The 17998-nt window shown below is 46.7% G+C and carries 13 protein-coding genes; 11 read left to right on the top strand and 2 right to left on the bottom strand.

Going from position 1 to position 17998, the window contains the following annotated elements; genetic code table 11:
• The first annotated feature begins 18 nt into the window (after nucleotides 1–18).
• From ACESTD_RS01610 to ACESTD_RS01560, 11 genes are all read left to right on the top strand, one after another.
• Nucleotides 19–1596, top strand: coding sequence for a RagB/SusD family nutrient uptake outer membrane protein (locus ACESTD_RS01610; RefSeq protein WP_005826150.1), 1578 nt, complete (start codon nucleotides 19–21; stop codon nucleotides 1594–1596).
• An 84-nt stretch (nucleotides 1597–1680) separates the two neighbouring features.
• Nucleotides 1681–4323 carry a family 43 glycosylhydrolase gene (locus ACESTD_RS01605; protein ID WP_234146287.1) on the top strand — a complete coding sequence of 881 codons (2643 nt, stop codon included), beginning with the start codon at nucleotides 1681–1683 and terminating at the stop codon, nucleotides 4321–4323.
• A 244-nt stretch (nucleotides 4324–4567) separates the two neighbouring features.
• Nucleotides 4568–5536: a glycoside hydrolase family 43 protein gene (locus ACESTD_RS01600; protein WP_234146289.1), complete on the top strand. Its 969-nt coding sequence runs from the start codon at nucleotides 4568–4570 to the stop codon at nucleotides 5534–5536.
• Nucleotides 5537–5539: 3 nt separating this feature from the next.
• A complete protein-coding gene (locus ACESTD_RS01595) occupies nucleotides 5540–6508 on the top strand; it encodes a glycoside hydrolase family 43 protein (protein WP_057259006.1) in 969 nt (322 codons plus the stop codon).
• A 27-nt stretch (nucleotides 6509–6535) separates the two neighbouring features.
• Nucleotides 6536–7543, top strand: coding sequence for a family 43 glycosylhydrolase (locus tag ACESTD_RS01590; protein WP_087332823.1), 1008 nt, complete (start codon nucleotides 6536–6538; stop codon nucleotides 7541–7543).
• Nucleotides 7544–7548: 5 nt separating this feature from the next.
• Entirely contained in the window at nucleotides 7549–10275 is a 2727-nt protein-coding gene (locus tag ACESTD_RS01585) for a family 78 glycoside hydrolase catalytic domain (protein ID WP_151858503.1), read from the top strand.
• A gap of 33 nt (nucleotides 10276–10308) precedes the next feature.
• Complete coding sequence (locus tag ACESTD_RS01580) at nucleotides 10309–12339, top strand: hypothetical protein (RefSeq protein WP_117963403.1); 2031 nt, start codon at nucleotides 10309–10311, stop codon at nucleotides 12337–12339.
• Between the two features lie 29 nt (nucleotides 12340–12368).
• Nucleotides 12369–13505: an aldose epimerase family protein gene (locus ACESTD_RS01575; protein WP_373158631.1), complete on the top strand. Its 1137-nt coding sequence runs from the start codon at nucleotides 12369–12371 to the stop codon at nucleotides 13503–13505.
• Between the two features lie 69 nt (nucleotides 13506–13574).
• Entirely contained in the window at nucleotides 13575–15005 is a 1431-nt protein-coding gene (locus ACESTD_RS01570) for a C10 family peptidase (protein WP_016272137.1), read from the top strand.
• Between the two features lie 6 nt (nucleotides 15006–15011).
• Entirely contained in the window at nucleotides 15012–15539 is a 528-nt protein-coding gene (locus tag ACESTD_RS01565) for a hypothetical protein (protein WP_008662148.1), read from the top strand.
• 128 nt (nucleotides 15540–15667) lie between these two features.
• Complete coding sequence (locus tag ACESTD_RS01560) at nucleotides 15668–16207, top strand: hypothetical protein (protein WP_373158632.1); 540 nt, start codon at nucleotides 15668–15670, stop codon at nucleotides 16205–16207.
• A gap of 71 nt (nucleotides 16208–16278) precedes the next feature.
• Here the strand turns inward: ACESTD_RS01560 and ybeY are convergent, their stop codons facing one another.
• Together ybeY and ACESTD_RS01550 are read right to left on the bottom strand one after the other, a co-directional pair.
• Entirely contained in the window at nucleotides 16279–16692 is a 414-nt protein-coding gene (gene ybeY, locus ACESTD_RS01555) for an rRNA maturation RNase YbeY (RefSeq protein WP_005826129.1), read from the bottom strand.
• A gap of 67 nt (nucleotides 16693–16759) precedes the next feature.
• Complete coding sequence (locus ACESTD_RS01550; RefSeq protein ID WP_016272134.1) at nucleotides 16760–17992, bottom strand: nucleoside recognition domain-containing protein; 1233 nt, start codon at nucleotides 17990–17992, stop codon at nucleotides 16760–16762.
• Nucleotides 17993–17998 lie beyond the last annotated feature (6 nt).

Here is a 17998-nt window from a genome sequence, read left to right as displayed (position 1 = left end):
TAAATCAGCTTATAAATTATGAAAAAGATATATTATGGATTAATGCTTGCAGGTGCCTTGACGTTGTGCACCGGATGCAGTTCGAGTTTATTGGATATTGATAATCCCAATGAAGTGACCAATGATACTTATTGGAATAAGCCGGAAGATGCGACAGCCGGTGTGAATGCCTGCTACAGTTTTCTTTATAAGGAAGGTACTTGGATGCGTTGGCTCTCTTTCCGCTATGATTTGACTTCGGACGAAGGATGGAGTTCTTCTCCTTGGATTGAATTGGGCGACTGGACACGTTTCCTTTACAACAACTATAATTTTTATGAAGGCAACAACATACATTGGGAGCATTTCTATGTAGGTATTTTCCGTTGTAATCAGGTGTTGGCTCATGTTCCTTCTATTGAAATGGACGAGACGACGAAAAACCAGGTACTGGCACAAGCTTCTTTCTTGCGTGCATTGTGGTATTTTCAGGTAAATCTGTTGTGGGATAAAGGAACTATGCCGTTGGAGCCTAAAGATGCTTCCTATATACCGGAAGATGCTTCCGAGCAGGAAATATGGGACCAGGTAGAGAAAGATTTGACTTTTGCCATGCAGTATTTGCCGGAATCTTGGGATGCTGCCAATCTGGGACGTGCTACCAAAGGTGCTGCCAAGGCATTGTTGGGCAAGGCTTATATGCAACAACATAAGTATGACAAGGCAAAGGAACAGTTGCAATGGCTGATTGATAAAGAGGGCTCTTTGTACGGTCTTATTGCCAACCGTGAGGATAACTTCACCGACTTGGACGAGAACAACAAGGAAGGCATCTTTGAAATTCAGTTCGATGACCAGAACAAGGGTGGCACGGGTAATGACGCCAGTATGGCATTCGGTTTCCAGCGTACTCAGTTCTATGCTCCGAGTGGTATAGGTTGGGGAGACGGTAAGGCACGCCGCTGGCTGGTAGACGAGTTCTTGAAAGAGAAGCGTGTGGACGGAAAGAACGACTTGCGTTTGTACGGTAGCATTTTGTACCGTGGATTCTCACAAGACTTCCCCGACCAGCCGAAAAGTTACTATAGATTTGAAAATGCCGATTGGAATGACGGTTGGGGAACTGACCCGGAAGACTGCTATATCCGTAAATACAATACTTCGTACTATCGTAGTGCAGAAGATTATTTTGCCCGTAACAACTATCGTATCATGCGTTACGCAGATATACTGATGAACTATGCAGAGTGTCTTGTTGAAACGGGAACCAATCCTGCCGATGCTGCTGTTTATGTGGACAAGGTAAGAGAACGTGCCGGTCTAGCCAAGTTGGAAGACAGTCAGTGGAAAGACTGCTTGAGCTCTAAAGATGCCTTTATCAAGCGTCTGCAGATGGAACGTACATTGGAACTCTGTTTCGAAGGTTGGCGTTGGGCTGACTTGAAGCGTTGGGGATTACTTGATTCCCAGGCTGGAATTGATGAACTGAAAGCTCGTGACAAGGACTTTGACAACTTTATTGTCGGCAAGCACAGACGTCTGCCTATTCCAAGAGATGAGGTGGAAAACAGCACAGTAGGTGGTGTTGCACATCTTACTCAGAATCCTAACTATTAATAACTAAAGAAGGCTATGCCTGGAAGCCTGTTCTCATTCAGGATGCTTCCGGCATAGCCTTTTCTTTCTTAAATCTTATACCATATGCTTGTCTGTAAAAAACTACTATTACCATTCGCTTTTGCTTGCTGCGGCAGCTTGTTTGCGCAGAACATCCAGAATCCGGTACTTCCGGGAGTGGCGGATGCCGGCGTAATGAAATATAATGGCAAATATTATATTGGCGGGGTCCGTACAAACGGGGATTTCTATGTATCCGATGACCTGGTTCATTGGGGGAAACCTATCCATGTCGTATCCATGGACAATGACTGGACCAGAGGCAGCGGAGCCGGAGATGACCAGATTCATGCCAATGACATGTTCTATCTGAATGGAGATTTTCATTTGTACTGGTCAGTCAATTATTGGGGAAAGGACAAGCATGCCGTTCACATTGTACATGCGCAGAGCAAAGATGTCTTGGGCGCTTATACAGAACCGAACAAGAAGACATGGATGGATAACCGTATCGACCCCAAAATATTCAGAGATGATGATGGACAACTATACATGTATATGGTACGTTTTACTGATGGAAATACCATATGGGGACGTAAAATGAAGAACCCGGCAGAATTTGCCGGCGAACCGGTGTGCCAGTTCGCCTCATTGCCGGATACATGGGAAACGATGGATAACAGAGTAGCGGAGGGACCGTGGGTCATGAAGTATAGAGACCGCTACTATATGATGTATAATGCCAACCACACCTCTACAGAGTGGGGCAATTATCAGTTGGGAGTTGCTGAGGCAGACTCTCCTTTAGGTTTTCAAAATGGTAATAAATATAGCTATCCGGTTGTAGGCTGCAATCAGACACAACTGGAGGAGAAGCAAGTGGATTTATTGCGGTATGGCCGCACGTATGAGCCGTTGTTTGCTTATACGGAGAGCAAACCGGGAAGCGATTGGACAAAAGCGACCTACGATGACTCCGGCTGGGCGAAAGGGGAGACCGGCTTTTCGTCCCGTGAAGTGAAAGGTTCCACCACCCGGCATCTGGGTACCTTGTGGAATACGCCCTCCTTATGGTTGCGAAAGACTTTCTCTGCCGGTAGCGAAACCGGCAATCTGGCATTGCGTGTCGCTCACGACGGAGATACCCGGATTTATCTGAACGGAACACTTGTCTACGAGAAGCAGGGGCGTGATTATTGTATCGTGAACCTGGACAAGAAGCTGCGTGCTGCTTTGAAGGAAGGCACGAATCTGCTTGCCGTAGAAACAAACAAGGGACGTTCGCAATTCTTCGACGTTTCTCTGTTCGATATGAAAGACGGCATTGCCGACGATATTCTGATGACTCCCGGGCAGCCCAATATTCTGAGAGGCCCCAACGGATTTGAATGGTGGCTGATTTATATGGCAAACAAGAACAATGAGCATCGGGGACAATATATCAACCGTGTCCAGTTCTTCGACAAGACATTGTTTGTGGATGGTATCACCAGCCCCCGCACGATGGGTTATCATCCCGAACCTTCGATGCCTACCTTTGCGGGCAAAGGCGAGACAGCTTCGTTCGGTGTGTTGCAACAAGTACAGCCGTCCGTGGCTTACTTGTTCGAGACGGGAGTCAAGACTGAGGGTGGAGCCGGCGTCATTGCCTGGTGGAAGGATGCAGATAACTGTGCCTATGTAGGTTTGGATGCCGAGAACCGGAGCTGGTACCTGCGTACACTTGTCGGCGGCAAAGAAAATAAGGAATCCTATGCCCTGCCTGAAGATTTCCATTGGGGTGTGTACCATCATCTGCGCATTGAGCGTAATGGTGGCTGTCTGAAGATTTGGCTGGATGAGATTCCCGCACCGGGGAGACATGTCTTTGCAGAGGCTGTTCCGGCAGAAGAAGCGGGTGTTCCCGGAGTATTTGATGAGACAAAGTCTGCCTTGTTCGAAGGGGCTACCTATACCATCGGCTTCGATGATGTGCATTTCCAGCTTTCGGGGAATGAGGAGTTGTTGAAGGGCGATTTCTTGAACGATTATGAATTGAGCTTCCAGTTGTCCGGCTTGTCCGGACAAGACAAGGCAGGAAGCTATCCGGTTTATGTGGATAAGGATAACTATGTGAAGGCTCAGTTCGATGGCATCACCCGTATGCTTGAGGTGACAGCCGTGAAGAAAGGGAAAACTGCCTGGAAGAAGGAATTCCCGTTGGGATGCCTGCAAACGCTCTATCCGGATGTGAAGTATACCGACTTCATTGAGAAAGGTTATCGTTTTGCCGCACCTGCATGGTTGGATACAATTTACCTGAATCGTCACGAAGCAGGCAATAAATCCGAATTTGTGGATGACATGTTCGGCAAGTTCGACATAGAATACCTGAATGGCGGCGAATGGCATCCGATAGAAAACAAAGATAGGGGGATAGCAGAACATCCTGCATATAATTATTGTACCTTTACTCCGGTAAAGGCAGAAGGCATCCGCTTCATCAACAAGGAGGCGGAGGATTTGGAACGCCATATCTATAAGATAGGTGTACATGAATTGTGGAAGGAATCCTATAATTTTCGTGCCGTGCGTCGTGCAGACAAGCTGTATCTGTTTGTCGACGGCAGGGAGCTGGGAGCTTTGGATATACGCTACCCTGCATCCCGCATCGGATTCTGTTCGGAAGGCGGCTCTCCGGTTTATAGTGGTACGTTGTATTATCATGTAGGGCAGAGGCGCGATTAGACGCAATCGTGGGATGTGCCGTTCCGTATATATGTAATGAAAGATGTATATAGAAGCCGGTGTTTGTATTTCCTTGTGAATCAGTGTGATGGACTGGGGTGATTCAGTATACGACTGAATGTATTTCAGTATACGATTGAATAGGATTCAGTATACGACTGAATAGGGTTCAATATACGGGTGTAACGGAACATCTTCTTGAAAGTAAATATTTATCATCATAACAATTGTTTAAGAAAGAATCATGAAAAAGAATTTTATATGTATGTATCTGTTTCTGTTGGCCACGCTGGCTTCCTGCCAGTCCTGCTCTTCAGACTATAAGGATGTGGACGATATTGTTGTCGAAGGAGTTGAAACGCCGGTGCTTTTGGGCGACCCGTTCATCATGTTGCACGATGGCACTTACTATGCCTATGGCACCTATGCGGATGAAGGCATCGAAGTCTATACCTCCGATGATTTGAAGACTTGGAAGTATAAGGGCATGGCGCTCCAGAAGAAGGATGTCTGGGCCGACCGCTGGTTCTGGGCACCGGAGGTCTACGAAGTGAACGGGAAGTTCTATATGTATTACTCGGCAGACGAGCATATCTGTGTGGCAACAGCAGACTCACCTGCAGGACCATTTACCCAAAGTAAGAAGGAACCGATGATTGCCGATGAGAAATGCATTGACAACTCTCTGTTTATTGATGATGACGGCACGCCTTATCTCTTCTTCGACCGTTTCAACGACGGGCTCAACATCTGGGTGGCCGAATTGGAGAAAGACCTCATGACTATCAAGAAGGAGACCATGCACCCTTGCATCCACGTCTCTCAGGCATGGGAGGAGGTATGGCCCCGTGTGAATGAAGGTCCGTTTGTCATTAAGCGTAATGGGCTCTACTATATGACCTATTCTGCCAATAGCTATGAAAGTCCTTTCTACGGCATAGGTTGCGCCACAGCTACCGATTTGATGGGTACTTGGACCAAATACGAGGAGAATCCTTTGCTGCAGAAACCCGGAGAACTGGTTGGAGTGGGGCATAGTGCCACCTTCACAGACAAGGCAGGCAAGCTTCGTATCGTTTTCCATGCCCATAAGGACAAGAGTAGTATCCACCCACGTGCCATGTACATCAGTGACGTTTCTTTCGAGAAAGTGGACGGTGTGGACCGCATGAGAATCAGCAAGGACTATATGACGCCCAAAATAGTAAAATAAGAGATGGATATGAAAAAGAATTATATATTGCTACTGTTGCTTTGTCTTTGCTTTGCAGGATGCAAGGAGAAGACGGTTGTAGAATCAGACTATCTGCCGATTGCCGACCCTTACGTAATGCTTTACGAAGGCAAGTATTATGCTTACGGCACTGGAGGTACGGTAGAAGGAGAAGGCTTTGCCTGCTTCTCTTCCGATGACTTGAAAAACTGGACGCGTGAAGGCCAGGCGTTGTCGGCCGCAGATTCCTACGGTACGTGGGGATTCTGGGCGCCGGAGGTCTACTACATCGAATCGAAAAAGAAGTTTTATCTGTTCTACTCCACCGAGGAGCATATCTGCGTGGCAACGGCAGATGTTCCCCAAGGCCCGTTCCGTCAGGAAGTGAAGCAGCCGATATGGGATGAGAAGAGTATCGATACCTCTCTATTCATTGATGATGACGGTACGCCTTACCTTTATTTCGTGCGTTTTACAGATGGCAACGTCATCTGGGTGGCAGAGATGAACGATGACCTAACCGGCATCAAGCAGGAGACGCTGACAGAGTGCATTAAGGTGGGAGAGCCTTGGGAACTTTCGCAGGACAAGCCTGCTAAGGTGGCCGAAGGTCCTTCAATTTTGAAGAAAGAGGGTGTCTACTACCTGGTTTATTCAGCCAATCACTTTGAAAGCAAGAACTACGGAGTGGGTTACGCGACTTCGAACAGCCCGATGGGACCGTGGAAGAAATACGAGGGAAATCCGATTCTGCAACATGCCGACGGCTTGATGGGTACCGGTCATGGAGCACCCTTCTGCTGTAAGGACGGTAGCTGGAAATACATTTTCCATGCACATTGGGATTCCACGAAAGTACAGCCGCGCACTTCGTATATCAAGGATTTTGCCATTTCCGACCAGGGAACGGTTTCTATCGGTGGCTCTCTTATCCGTCCGCAGGTATTGGGCAGTACATCACCCGAAAAGTAAAATGAAAGAATGAAAAGAATACATTGTATGAAGAAGTTTCTTGTATTATCAGTGTTATGCAGTCTGATAGCCTGTTCCTCGTCATCGGCTACAAAAGAGGATAAACCGGAAGAACAACAGCCGAAGAATGTCTATCGCAATCCGGTGATAGATTATAGTTTGCCAGACCCTTCTGTCATTGAGGGAGATGATGGATACTACTATTTGTATGCCACCGAGGACATACGCAATCTGCCGATTCACCGTTCCAAGAACCTGGTGGATTGGGAGTATGTCGGTACTGCCTTTACGGACCGTACGCGGCCTGATTTTGAGCCGAACGGCGGTTTGTGGGCGCCGGACATCAACAAGATAGGTGATAAATACGTGCTCTATTATTCTATGTCTGTTTGGGGAGGCGAGTTAACTTGCGGCATCGGTTGTGCTACTGCCGATAAGCCTGAGGGACCTTTTACGGACCACGGAAAGATGTTCCGCAGCAATGAAATCAATGTACAGAACTCCATCGACCCTTTCTATATAGAGGATGGAGGGAAGAAATATCTTTTCTGGGGCAGTTTTCGAGGAATCTATGCGATTGAACTGTCTGATGACGGACTCTCTCTGAAGGACGGCGCCACACCGCAGCAAGTGGCAGGAACCGCTTACGAAGGTACCTATATTCACAAGAAGGACGGGCATTACTACTTCTTTGCTTCCATAGGAAGTTGTTGTGAGGGATTGAAGAGTACTTACACTACTGTTGTAGGCCGTTCAGATAATCTTTTCGGCCCCTATGTCAACAAGAATGGCGGTAGCATGATGGATAACAAGCACGAAGTGCTGATTCAGAAAAGCAATTCCTTTGTGGGTACCGGTCATAATTCGGAGATTGTGACGGACAATGCCGGCAATGACTGGTTCTTCTATCATGCGGTGAGCACAAAGAAGCCTGAAGGCCGTGTATTGATGTTGGATAAGATTAGCTGGGAAGACGGATGGCCGACGGTAGAAGGCTCCGTTGCATCCACGGAAGCGGAGAAACCGAAATTCTGACAAGTATGAAGAAATCTATTTTAGTCTCCTTGTTGGCCCTATTGATGATGGGCTGTCAAGTATCGGGTGGCAGTTCCTTGAAAGTGGAGGAAACCACTGTTGAAATGCGGAAGAATCCCGAAGGAGTAGCTGTATCGGCTCCCCGTTTCTCATGGCAACTGGTAACCGACAAGCAGGATGTGATGCAGACTGCTTATCAGATTGAAGTGGCGGACTCGGAAAAGGGCTTGCAGGCCGGCTCCGGGCTGGTATGGAACAGCGGTCGTGTGGAGTCTGGCCAATCGGTGCTAGTGAAGTACGCAGGGGCGTCTTTGGAGTCGGGACAGAAATATTGGTGGCGTGTCACTGTATGGACAAATACCGGTGACAAGGCGCAAAGTAGTATCCAATATTGGTCAATGGCTTTGCTGGACAGTTCGGACTGGAAAGCCGGCTGGATTGGACTGAACGACAGTACAAACTTGAAACTGGACGGTGAGCGGACCATCCTTCCGGCACGTTATCTGCGGAAGGAGTTTGATTTGCCGTCACAGCCGAAGCGTGCAGTCCTTTATGTTTCGGGAGTAGGCTCTTCCGTATGCTATATGAATGGCGAGAGGATTGGAAATGATGTATTCGGTCCTTTGCCTACCTGGTACGATGCTTCTGTATCTTATCTGACCTATGATGTCACCCCCTTGTTGAAGTCCGGTACCAATGCGATAGGCGTGGCTCTGGGCAACGGCCGCTATTTTTCCATGCGCGCCAATGGGATGGTAGGTTTTGGTTTGCCCCGTCTCATGGCGCAGTTGAATATAGAGTGCGACAATGGTGAGACGGTGTCGGTAGTCAGCGATGATTCCTGGAAAGCGACGAACCACGGTCCTATAACTGCGAACAACGAATTTGACGGTGAACATTACGATGCCCGCTTGGAATTGGGTAAATGGACGGAAAGCGGCTATGATGATTCCGGATGGCAGTTGGCCGAACGGATGGAGGCTCCCAAAGGAAAACTTGTGGCACAGCTCTCTCCGAGTCTGAAGGTGATGGAGGAGATAAAGCCAATATCCGTTAAATCGGTAGGTGATGGAAGATATATCGTGGATATGGGGCAGAATATGGTAGGAATACAGCAGGTGAAACTGCGTGGCAAGAAGGACAAGCCCATTACTATGCGTTTTGCCGAAGTGCTGAAGGACAATGGTACGGAACTGTATCTTGACAACCTGCGCAGTGCCCTTGTCACGGATATTTATACTCCTGCCGCTGACGGTGAGTTTGTTTGGGAACCGTTGTTTGTTTACCATGGTTTCCGTTTTATGGAAATATCCGGTTTGGACTATGAACCGGCAGCGGATGATTTCACCGGTAAGGTGGTGTATGATGAAATGGCAACGAACGGTACGTTCGAGACTTCTAAGGAGTTGATTAACAGACTTCACAAGAATGCCTATTGGGGAATCCGTGGAAACTATCGCGGTATGCCTACCGACTGCCCCCAGCGTGATGAACGTCTTGGATGGCTGGGCGACCGCACTACTGGTGCCTATGGTGAAAGTTTCATTTTCGGCAATGCCTTGATGTATAAGAAGTGGCTGGTGGATATAGAAGAGTCCATGAATGAAAATGGAAGTATCTCTGTGGTATCTCCCCGTTACTGGACCATCTTCCATGATGACGTGACTTGGCCGGCTGCCTATTTTTACGTAGCCGACATGCTTTACCGCCAGTTTGGCGATGATAGCTCCATCAAAGGGCGCTATCCGTCCATGAAGCGCTGGGTAAACCACATGACGGAGACCAAAATGAAGGACTATATTCTGGTGAAGGATGAATACGGGGATTGGTGCATGCCTCCCGAGTCGCCGGAGCTGATTCATTCGGAGGACCCTGCCCGGAAGACGAACGGCGAAGTGCTGAGTACAACGGTGTTTTACAGCATTCTGCAACTGATGGAGAAGTTCGCGCAAATGAACGGACTTCCGGCAGATGCTGAAGAGTATGCAGCACTTGCCATTAAGGTCAAGGACGCTTATAACAAGAAATTCTTCAATACTGAGACTGCACAGTATGACAACAATACGGTGACGGCAAACCTGCTTTCCCTTAGACTGGGCCTGGTTCCCGACGGATATGAAGATAAAGTATTTGCCAATGTCGTGGAGAAGACGGAAAAAGACTGTAAGGGACATGTCAGTGCCGGTGTGCTTGGCATCCAGCATCTGATGCGCGGACTTACCGAGTACGGTGGACTGGAACTTGCCTATAAGATAGTGACCAATGACACTTATCCCTCATGGGGCTACATGATTAAGAAGGGTGCAACCACCATTTGGGAATTATGGAATGGTGACACGGCAAATCCGGCGATGAATTCAAGAAACCATGTGATGCTTTTGGGAGATCTGCTGATATGGTTCTATGAGGATCTTGCCGGCATAAAGAATACTCCCGCTTCCGTCGGGTTCAAGCAGATTCTGATGGAACCGGTATTCCCGGAAAAACTGAATTATGTGAATGCTTCGCATGTATCGCCTTATGGCAGAATAGGAAGTTCCTGGAAACGTGATGGCAATAAGCTGGAGTGGAACGTTGAGATTCCTGCCAATACAACCGCTACGGTCAAGCTGCCGCTTGACTTCCATGTACAGGTAGATGCCGGTCAGGCGGGGATTCATTCCGTGGAGGAGGCTGACGGTAAGCTGGTAGTCGAATTGGGCTCCGGCAAGTATGTATTCATGTCTGAATGATATTTTTCTAACAACAATAAAACAGATGTAACTATGAGACTAAAAAGATTGTTTTTGGGGGTAATGCTTTTGGTGGGCATTACGGGTGCCGGAGCGACAAATGCTGCTCCGGAAGACATCTCTGCTTCTATTTCCTTGAAAGTGCCGGGGAATGATGCCAAGCAATATCCGCTGGCCTTGCAGAAGATGCAGGATGGTATGTACAGCTGCCGGGCTTCGGAAAAGTTACCGTTGGACATCATCCGCCAGGTGGTGGACAAGGATGGCAAACAGCGCATTACCGTCACACTCAAGGCGCTGGAAAATGTGTATTTCAACTACGGGGAACAGATAAAGACCGGTTACAAGCATTCAGACTGCCAGTTCTACATGCCGGGCTTCTGGTATCGCCGCAACCTGCGTTCGCCGAAGGAAGCTCCTTCTTTCCACACATCGGACAGTTGGCTGGTGCGTGAGGACCGTTTGAGCACTCCGCTGACGGCAGCTTTCAATCCGGCAAGTGGTACGTCCATGTCGGTTATCCGTATTGACAAGTTCGACAAGGAAGCTTTGACCACTCATAAGGAGGGAGAGGTAATCTTGTCCGGTGAGACTTCCATCGGATATACCGGTTTCTGCAATGTGGATGGTATGACTGTCTTGGCATACGGTTTCCCCTATAAGGAAGCACCGAAGACATATATCCGCAAATTGACGCTGGCTCCTGCCGTTGAGGCTTTCCAGTTGCTTCGTAAGGGTGACAGCATCTCCATGACTTGGGAGGTGTCCGAAAGGAATGCTGCCGATTTTTCGGAATGCGTACAGCGCACCTGGGAGTATTGTTATGACACTAACCGTCCGAAACCGGTTGACACACCTTACACGGTAGACCGCATGAAGGAGGTGATGAGCAACTTCTTCGTGGAAAGCTATGTTGGCAATACCCCCACTCATTATTATTCCGGTGTAGAGTTGGAGACTGCTACTTGTGCCAATACCGATGTTGCCGAAGTGGGCTTTGTGGGACGTACATTGCTGAACGCTTTCAATGCTTTGGAGTATGGCAAACAGCAGAACCGCCAAGACCTGGTGGACAATGCCAACCATATCTTTGACACTTATCTCCAGAACGGTTTTTCGCCTGCCGGTTTCTTCAACGAAGTGGTACACTACAACCGCGGCTTCAAGGAAACCAGACATAGCATCCGCCGTCAGTCCGAGGGAGTGTATGCCATCTTGAACTATTTGAACTACGAGAAACAGCAGAAGCGTAAACACCCCGAATGGGAGAAACGCATCAAGGGCATGCTGGACAGCTTCCTCAAGTTGCAGAACGAGGACGGCAGCTTCCCGCGCAAGTTCAAGGATGATTTCTCTGTCGTGGATGCCAGCGGTGGTAGCACGCCTTCGGCAACATTGCCTTTGGTGATGGCGTCCAAGTATTTCAAAGACAAGCGTTATCTGGCAAGCGCCAAGCGTACGGTAGACTATCTGGAGAAGGAATTGATATCCAAAGCCGATTATTTCTCTTCTACGCTGGATGCCAACTGCGAGGACAAGGAAGCCTCCTTGTATGCTGCTACGGCTGCTTATTACCTGGCTTTGGTTACCAAAGGAGAAGAGCGTGCACACTATGCCGGTCTGGCAAAGAAAGCCGCTTATTTTGCCTTGTCATGGTATTATACTTGGGATGTTCCTTTTGCCGAAGGTCAGATGCTGGGAGATATCGGCTTGAAAACCCGTGGTTGGGGAAATGTGTCGGTAGAGAATAACCATATCGATGTATTTATCTTCGAATTTGCCGATGTGCTGCATTGGCTCTCCAAGGAGTACAACGAGCCGCGCTTCTCTGACTTTGCCGAGGTGATATCCACTTCCATGCGCCAGTTACTGCCGTATGAAGGGCACATGTGTGGCATTGCCAAAGTAGGCTATTACCCGGAAGTGGTGCAGCATACCAATTGGGATTACGGACGTAACGGAAAGGGATATTACAACAATATCTTCGCTCCGGGCTGGACGGTTGCTTCTTTGTGGGAGTTGTTCACTCCGGGACGTGCGGAGCAGTTCTTGTTGAAAAAATGATAGTCTAAACAGTAACCAATATTGTATTTATGAATAAGATGATGACTTTGTTGGCAAGCGTGATGCTATTGGCATCGGCTTGCACGGGCAAACAGGCGAGTGAAAAGACTGCTTCTGGACTGGAACCTGCGAACTTCCGTACGGAAGTGGATGGCAAGCAGACAGACTTGTTTGTTTTGGAGAATAAGAATGGTATGGAAGTTTGTATTACGAATTTCGGTGGACGTATTGTATCAGTGATGGTGCCGGACAAGGATGGCGTTATGCGTGATGTGGTGCTGGGCTTCGATTCCATTCAGGACTACATCAAGTTCCCTTCGGATTTCGGCGCTACCATCGGACGTTATGCCAACCGAATCAACCAGGGTAAGATTACGGTGGATGGGGTAGAGTATCAGCTGCCGCGCAACAATTACGGTCATTGCCTGCATGGAGGTCCCAAGGGATACCAATATCAAGTGTTCGATGCCCGCCAGTTGAGTAATCAGGTTTTAGAACTGACTTATCTGTCGAAAGACGGAGAGGAGGGTTTCCCGGGTAACCTGACCTGCAAGGTCACTTTCTCGCTGACAGATGACGATGCCATCGACATTCGTTACAGTGCCGAAACAGACCGTACCACTGTCATCAACATGACGAACCACTCTTACTTCAATCTGGATGGCGATCCCTCCAAGTCCAATTCGGATTATCTGCTTACCATCGATGCAGATGCCTATACTCCCGTGGACAGTACCTTCATGACTACCGGTGAGATAGCTTCCGTAGAAGGTACGGATATGGATTTCCGCACTCCTACAGCCATTGGCGCCCGCATTGACAATGACTTTGAGCAATTGAAGAACGGCAAGGGCTATGACCATAACTGGGTACTCAATACGAAGGGTGACATCACCCGTCCGTGTGCCACCCTCGAATCTCCCTCAACGGGTATTGTGCTTGATGTCTATACCAACGAACCGGGCATTCAGATTTATGCCGGTAACTTCCTGGATGGCACACTGACCGGAAAGAAAGGTATCGTGTACGGTCATCGTGCGTCCGTCTGTTTGGAGACGCAGAAATATCCCGATACGCCCAACAAGCCGGAATGGCCTTCGGCGTTGCTGAAGCCGGGAGAAAAGTATGACAGTCATTGCATCTATCGCTTTTCGGTGAAGAAATAAATATAAGGCAGGCGTAGCCTGCCTTATATTTATAATAATCTCTTTTGTTAACTTTAAAAATTAATGCGTATGAAAAAGTATTTATTGTATGCTTGGATTGTATCAGCATTTTGTTCATGCAGTGAGAATAGCATGGAACCCCTTCCTATAGAAGTGGATGCTGATTGTGTAGACATTGTAAATGATGAAAGCTTTGTGCCGGTTAGTCAAGCCACAGAGGTGGCCGGCTTGTTTTTAGCTGCTAATGGTAAAGATGCGGTGACAACAAGAAATGGCTCTATTGAGCCAGATGCCTTTTCTGGTAAAACAGTAAAAGATATTAAGACGGTTTACGGTGAAGACAATACGCCTTCTATGTATATAATAAATTATGAAGGCGGTGGTTTTGTTATAGTAGGTGCTACCAAGAATTACTATCCGATTCTGGCATATTCAGATACTAACTCTATCAATATAGAAAAAGCTAAGCAGAGTGGCTTTTCTATTTGGATGGATGAAACAAATTGGGCTATTAAGGAAAGCGATATGCAAAATGCCGAGACTTTGGCAAATATGCGCTCTATGTGGGAGGCTTACGAAATACTGCCTGCCACAACACGTGATGCTACTTCTGATCATTATAGTGATGGGACAATGTTTCGTGAAAGGTTAGGCGAATTGTATACTTTGTGTCCGGGATATTCGTTTGGTCCTTTAAGTTCTGCAAGATCTTTTCTCTCACAATCAGATTATGAAAGTCTTGTAGAAAAGGCTAATTTTTATGGTTCTCCTCTTGAGTTTACAATAGTAGGATATAATAGTAATAACAGAAAAGTTGGGCCTTTGATGAATACAAAATGGGGGCAGGAGGGAGGATATAGTGCATTATGTCCGAATGAATATCCTGCTGGCTGTGTTGCCATTGCTATGGCTCAGATTGAGAAGTATCATGAATGGCCTCAATCCTTTGACTGGAGCGGTATGGCTAATGATAGACCGACTTCTGCATCTCAATCTCTAATAGCGATGATTGGTAAAGCCGTGAATATGGAATATGGTAAAGACGAATCTGGAGCTTCCTTAGGTGATGCCAAAAGAGGTTTTGAGGCAATGGGGTATGCAGTATCTAAAAAGGATCATGACATGTGGGATGTAGAAAGTGAAATCTATTTTAGAGGACGTCCTGTATATATGACAGGTGACAGGAAAAATTTTATCGGAATAACTTGGAAAGGGCATGCATGGGTTTGTGATGGTGCGGAAGAATATGGAAGTTCCTATAGCTATTTTGTGGAGTATCTTGTAAACCGTTCTACAAATCCAAGTTATTCAAGTTGTGGATTCCCTAATTATATGAATCCCACTACTACTTCTTTTGGTTCTGGTCGCATATATTTTCATATGAACTGGGGGTGGTATGGCACTGGTAATGGCTGGTTTAGTGGAAATAATGTGAATCCTACAGATGATAGGAACTATCAATACGACAGAGAAAATCTGTATGTTTCACCCTTAAAATGACGCATTATGAGAAGAGTATATATCTATTCATTGTTATTGTTTGCGATATGCTTTGCCGGTTGTGAACATAAATTGGACTCTTACCCGCCTCATCTCTATAGATACTATTTAGCATTCATAGATAAATCGGGTAATGATTTGCTTGCAGATGTACCATTTGAAATAAACAGCGAGAGGGATTCTGTTTTATTACGCGGAACTTATACTTTTGAGTTTATCAAATCAACGGAAGATGATTATTTTGATACCAAATCATTAATATTAGGAAAGGTAAGTGGCTATCAATCGCTACGCATTGATGTCTGCATGGAAGACTGGTATGGGCATAAGAAGCCGGAAGTCCTTACTCATAAACTTGCCTGTAAGCATATATTCGGTGATGAGAAAGTACATACGATTGTTTCTTATTGGAAGTTTGATACTGATTATCGGGAGGCAGAACTTATCCGTCTTACAATAGATGATGTGGAGAGTCCGATTCTTGAAGGTTTTGACAAATTTTATCCTCAAGCTCTTGTTAGCTTAGATAAATAGAGAGTATCTTATGTTTTTTATATGGACGATATAATGGTTGGTATACAGCTTATGATGTTAGTCCTATAGAAGATAGATTTATCAATATGATAGAGTAAGTTTGTATGTTTCACTTCAGAAAATATATTATGAGAAATTTTAGATTTTTGTTATTGACTGCTTTATTCCCTTTGATTTTCATGGGTTGCAAAAGTGAGGAAGACTCTTATCCTCCTATTCATTATGGATACAATTTAGCATTTGTCGATGAAAATGGCAATGATTTGATTGAGGGAATGCAAACCGGTCTTGGAAGAAATGGTAAGCCTGCTTTGAGAGAGAAAGATTACTCCTATAAATTGGTAGAACCCGATTCTAAAGATGACTTTACCGGACCGGACTGTATCTATGTGGAAAGCAGGGACGGACTTTTTACTTTGGCAATCTTTGATGTATTATGGGATGGATATAAATATGACAAGAAGCCTGAAGTGTTGACACGTACCTTTGTTTGCCCCTATATCTTTGGTGACGAAGAGGAACATTCCATTATTTCCCATTGGAAGTATAATGATGGTTATGGCAGTGTTGAACTTATTAGAATAACTATAGATGGTGTGGATGCCCGCATCGAATCAGGAACAGACAAATATCAACAACCGTTAGTTATCGCTGTGTTGGCAAAGTAACTTGTTTTTCTTAAATACTCTGTCTTGGTAAAATCAGCACTTTATCAAGACAGAGTTTTTATTCTTTGGAATTACCGCATCGCCAGCGCCTTATTCTCCGCCTCCTCCATAATCTCCCGTTCTCCCGGCCCTTTGTCATTGATGCCGCAAAGGTGGAGGATGCCGTGGATGATGACCCGGTACAGTTCACGTTCGTAGTTGTTATCGGCGAACTGTTCCGCATTGGTGCGTACGGTATCGAGGCTGATGAAGAGGTCACCGCTAAGGCGGTTGCCTTCACAGTAGTCGAAAGTGATGATATCTGTGTAATAATCGTGTTGCAGATATTGGCGGTTCACTTCGAGTATCTTCTCGTCCGAGCAGAAGATGTAGGCGATTTCACCGACTCTTTTTCCGTAAGTGGCGGCTACGGATTTTATCCATTCCGTGGTTTCACGCTTCTTGATGGATGGCATTTCCACGCCGTCTGTCTGATAACTAATCATTTTATTTACGATTTAATGATTTACGATGTACGATTGAAATTACGTTCTTGCGATTAAGCTAGTTCTTTTAAAAGAAGAATAAGTAACTGATGATGATGGCTGCAATGATGCCGGAAAAATCGGCAATCAGCCCACACGTCACGGCATTCCTCGTTTTGGTGATACCTACGCTGCCGAAATACACCGCAAGAATATAGAATGTGGTGTCCGAAGCGCCACGTGCCACGCAACTCATGCGTCCTACAAATGAATCGGCGCCATACTGTTTCATGGTGTCAATCATCAGTCCGTTGGCACCGCTGCCGCTCAGTGACTTCATCAGGGCAGTGGGTAGGGCACCTACAAAGCTGGTATCTACACCGAATAGTCCTACTACATAACCGATACCGTTCACCAGTATATCCATGGCGCCGGAAGTGCGGAAAACGGCGATTCCAACGAGAAAAGCAACCAGATAAGGGATAATGCGTACGGCAGTGGTAAAGCCTTCTTTGGCTCCTTCTATAAAGGCATCGTATACATTGATTTTCTTCCATAGCCCCCAGAGGATGAACAGCAGGATGATGGAGAACAGCAGTATGTTGGCAATCAAAGTGGAATATACACCCATTTCATCACGGCTAATCTGTGTGAACAGATAAATGAGCGCGGCAAAGAAAAGACTGATGCAGCCAATCAGGATAAGTATGGGCTTGTTCAACAGGTTGATGCGTTGTGCAATGCTGACGGCAATGACACCGACAATGGTCGAGATGGCAGTCGTTATCAGTGTGGGGATAAAGATGTCCGTGGGTTGGGCGGCACCCATCTGCGAGCGATACATCATGATGCTGACGGGGATAAGTATCAGTCCCGAGGTGTTGAGGACAAGGAACATGACCATCGGATTGGTGGCGGTGTCCTTTTTCGGGTTTAGTTCCTGAAGTTCCTTCATGGCTTTCAGCCCCATTGGAGTAGCGGCATTGTCCAGCCCCAGCATGTTGGCAGAGAGATTCATGAAAATGGAGCCCATGGCAGGATGTCCTTTCGGTATTTCGGGAAAGAGACGGCAGAATACCGGACTCAGCCAACGGGAGAGGGCATTGATCATGCCGCTGTTTTCGCCTATTTTCATCACGCCGAGCCAGAGGGCGAGTATTCCCGTCAGTCCCAGGGATATTTCAAAAGCTGTTTTGGAAGAGGAGAAGGTGGAGTTGACGAGTTCTGTGAATATCTCCACATCACCCATAAAGATGAGTTTGCAGAGGGCTACGATGAATGCGATGACGAAGAAAGCTACCCAGATGTAATTTAAAACCATGTATCG

This window comes from Bacteroides sp. AR20 (genome assembly GCF_964250605.1).
GTDB lineage: Bacteria > Bacteroidota > Bacteroidia > Bacteroidales > Bacteroidaceae > Bacteroides > Bacteroides uniformis.
This window is presented reverse-complemented; position numbering and strand designations above follow the sequence as displayed.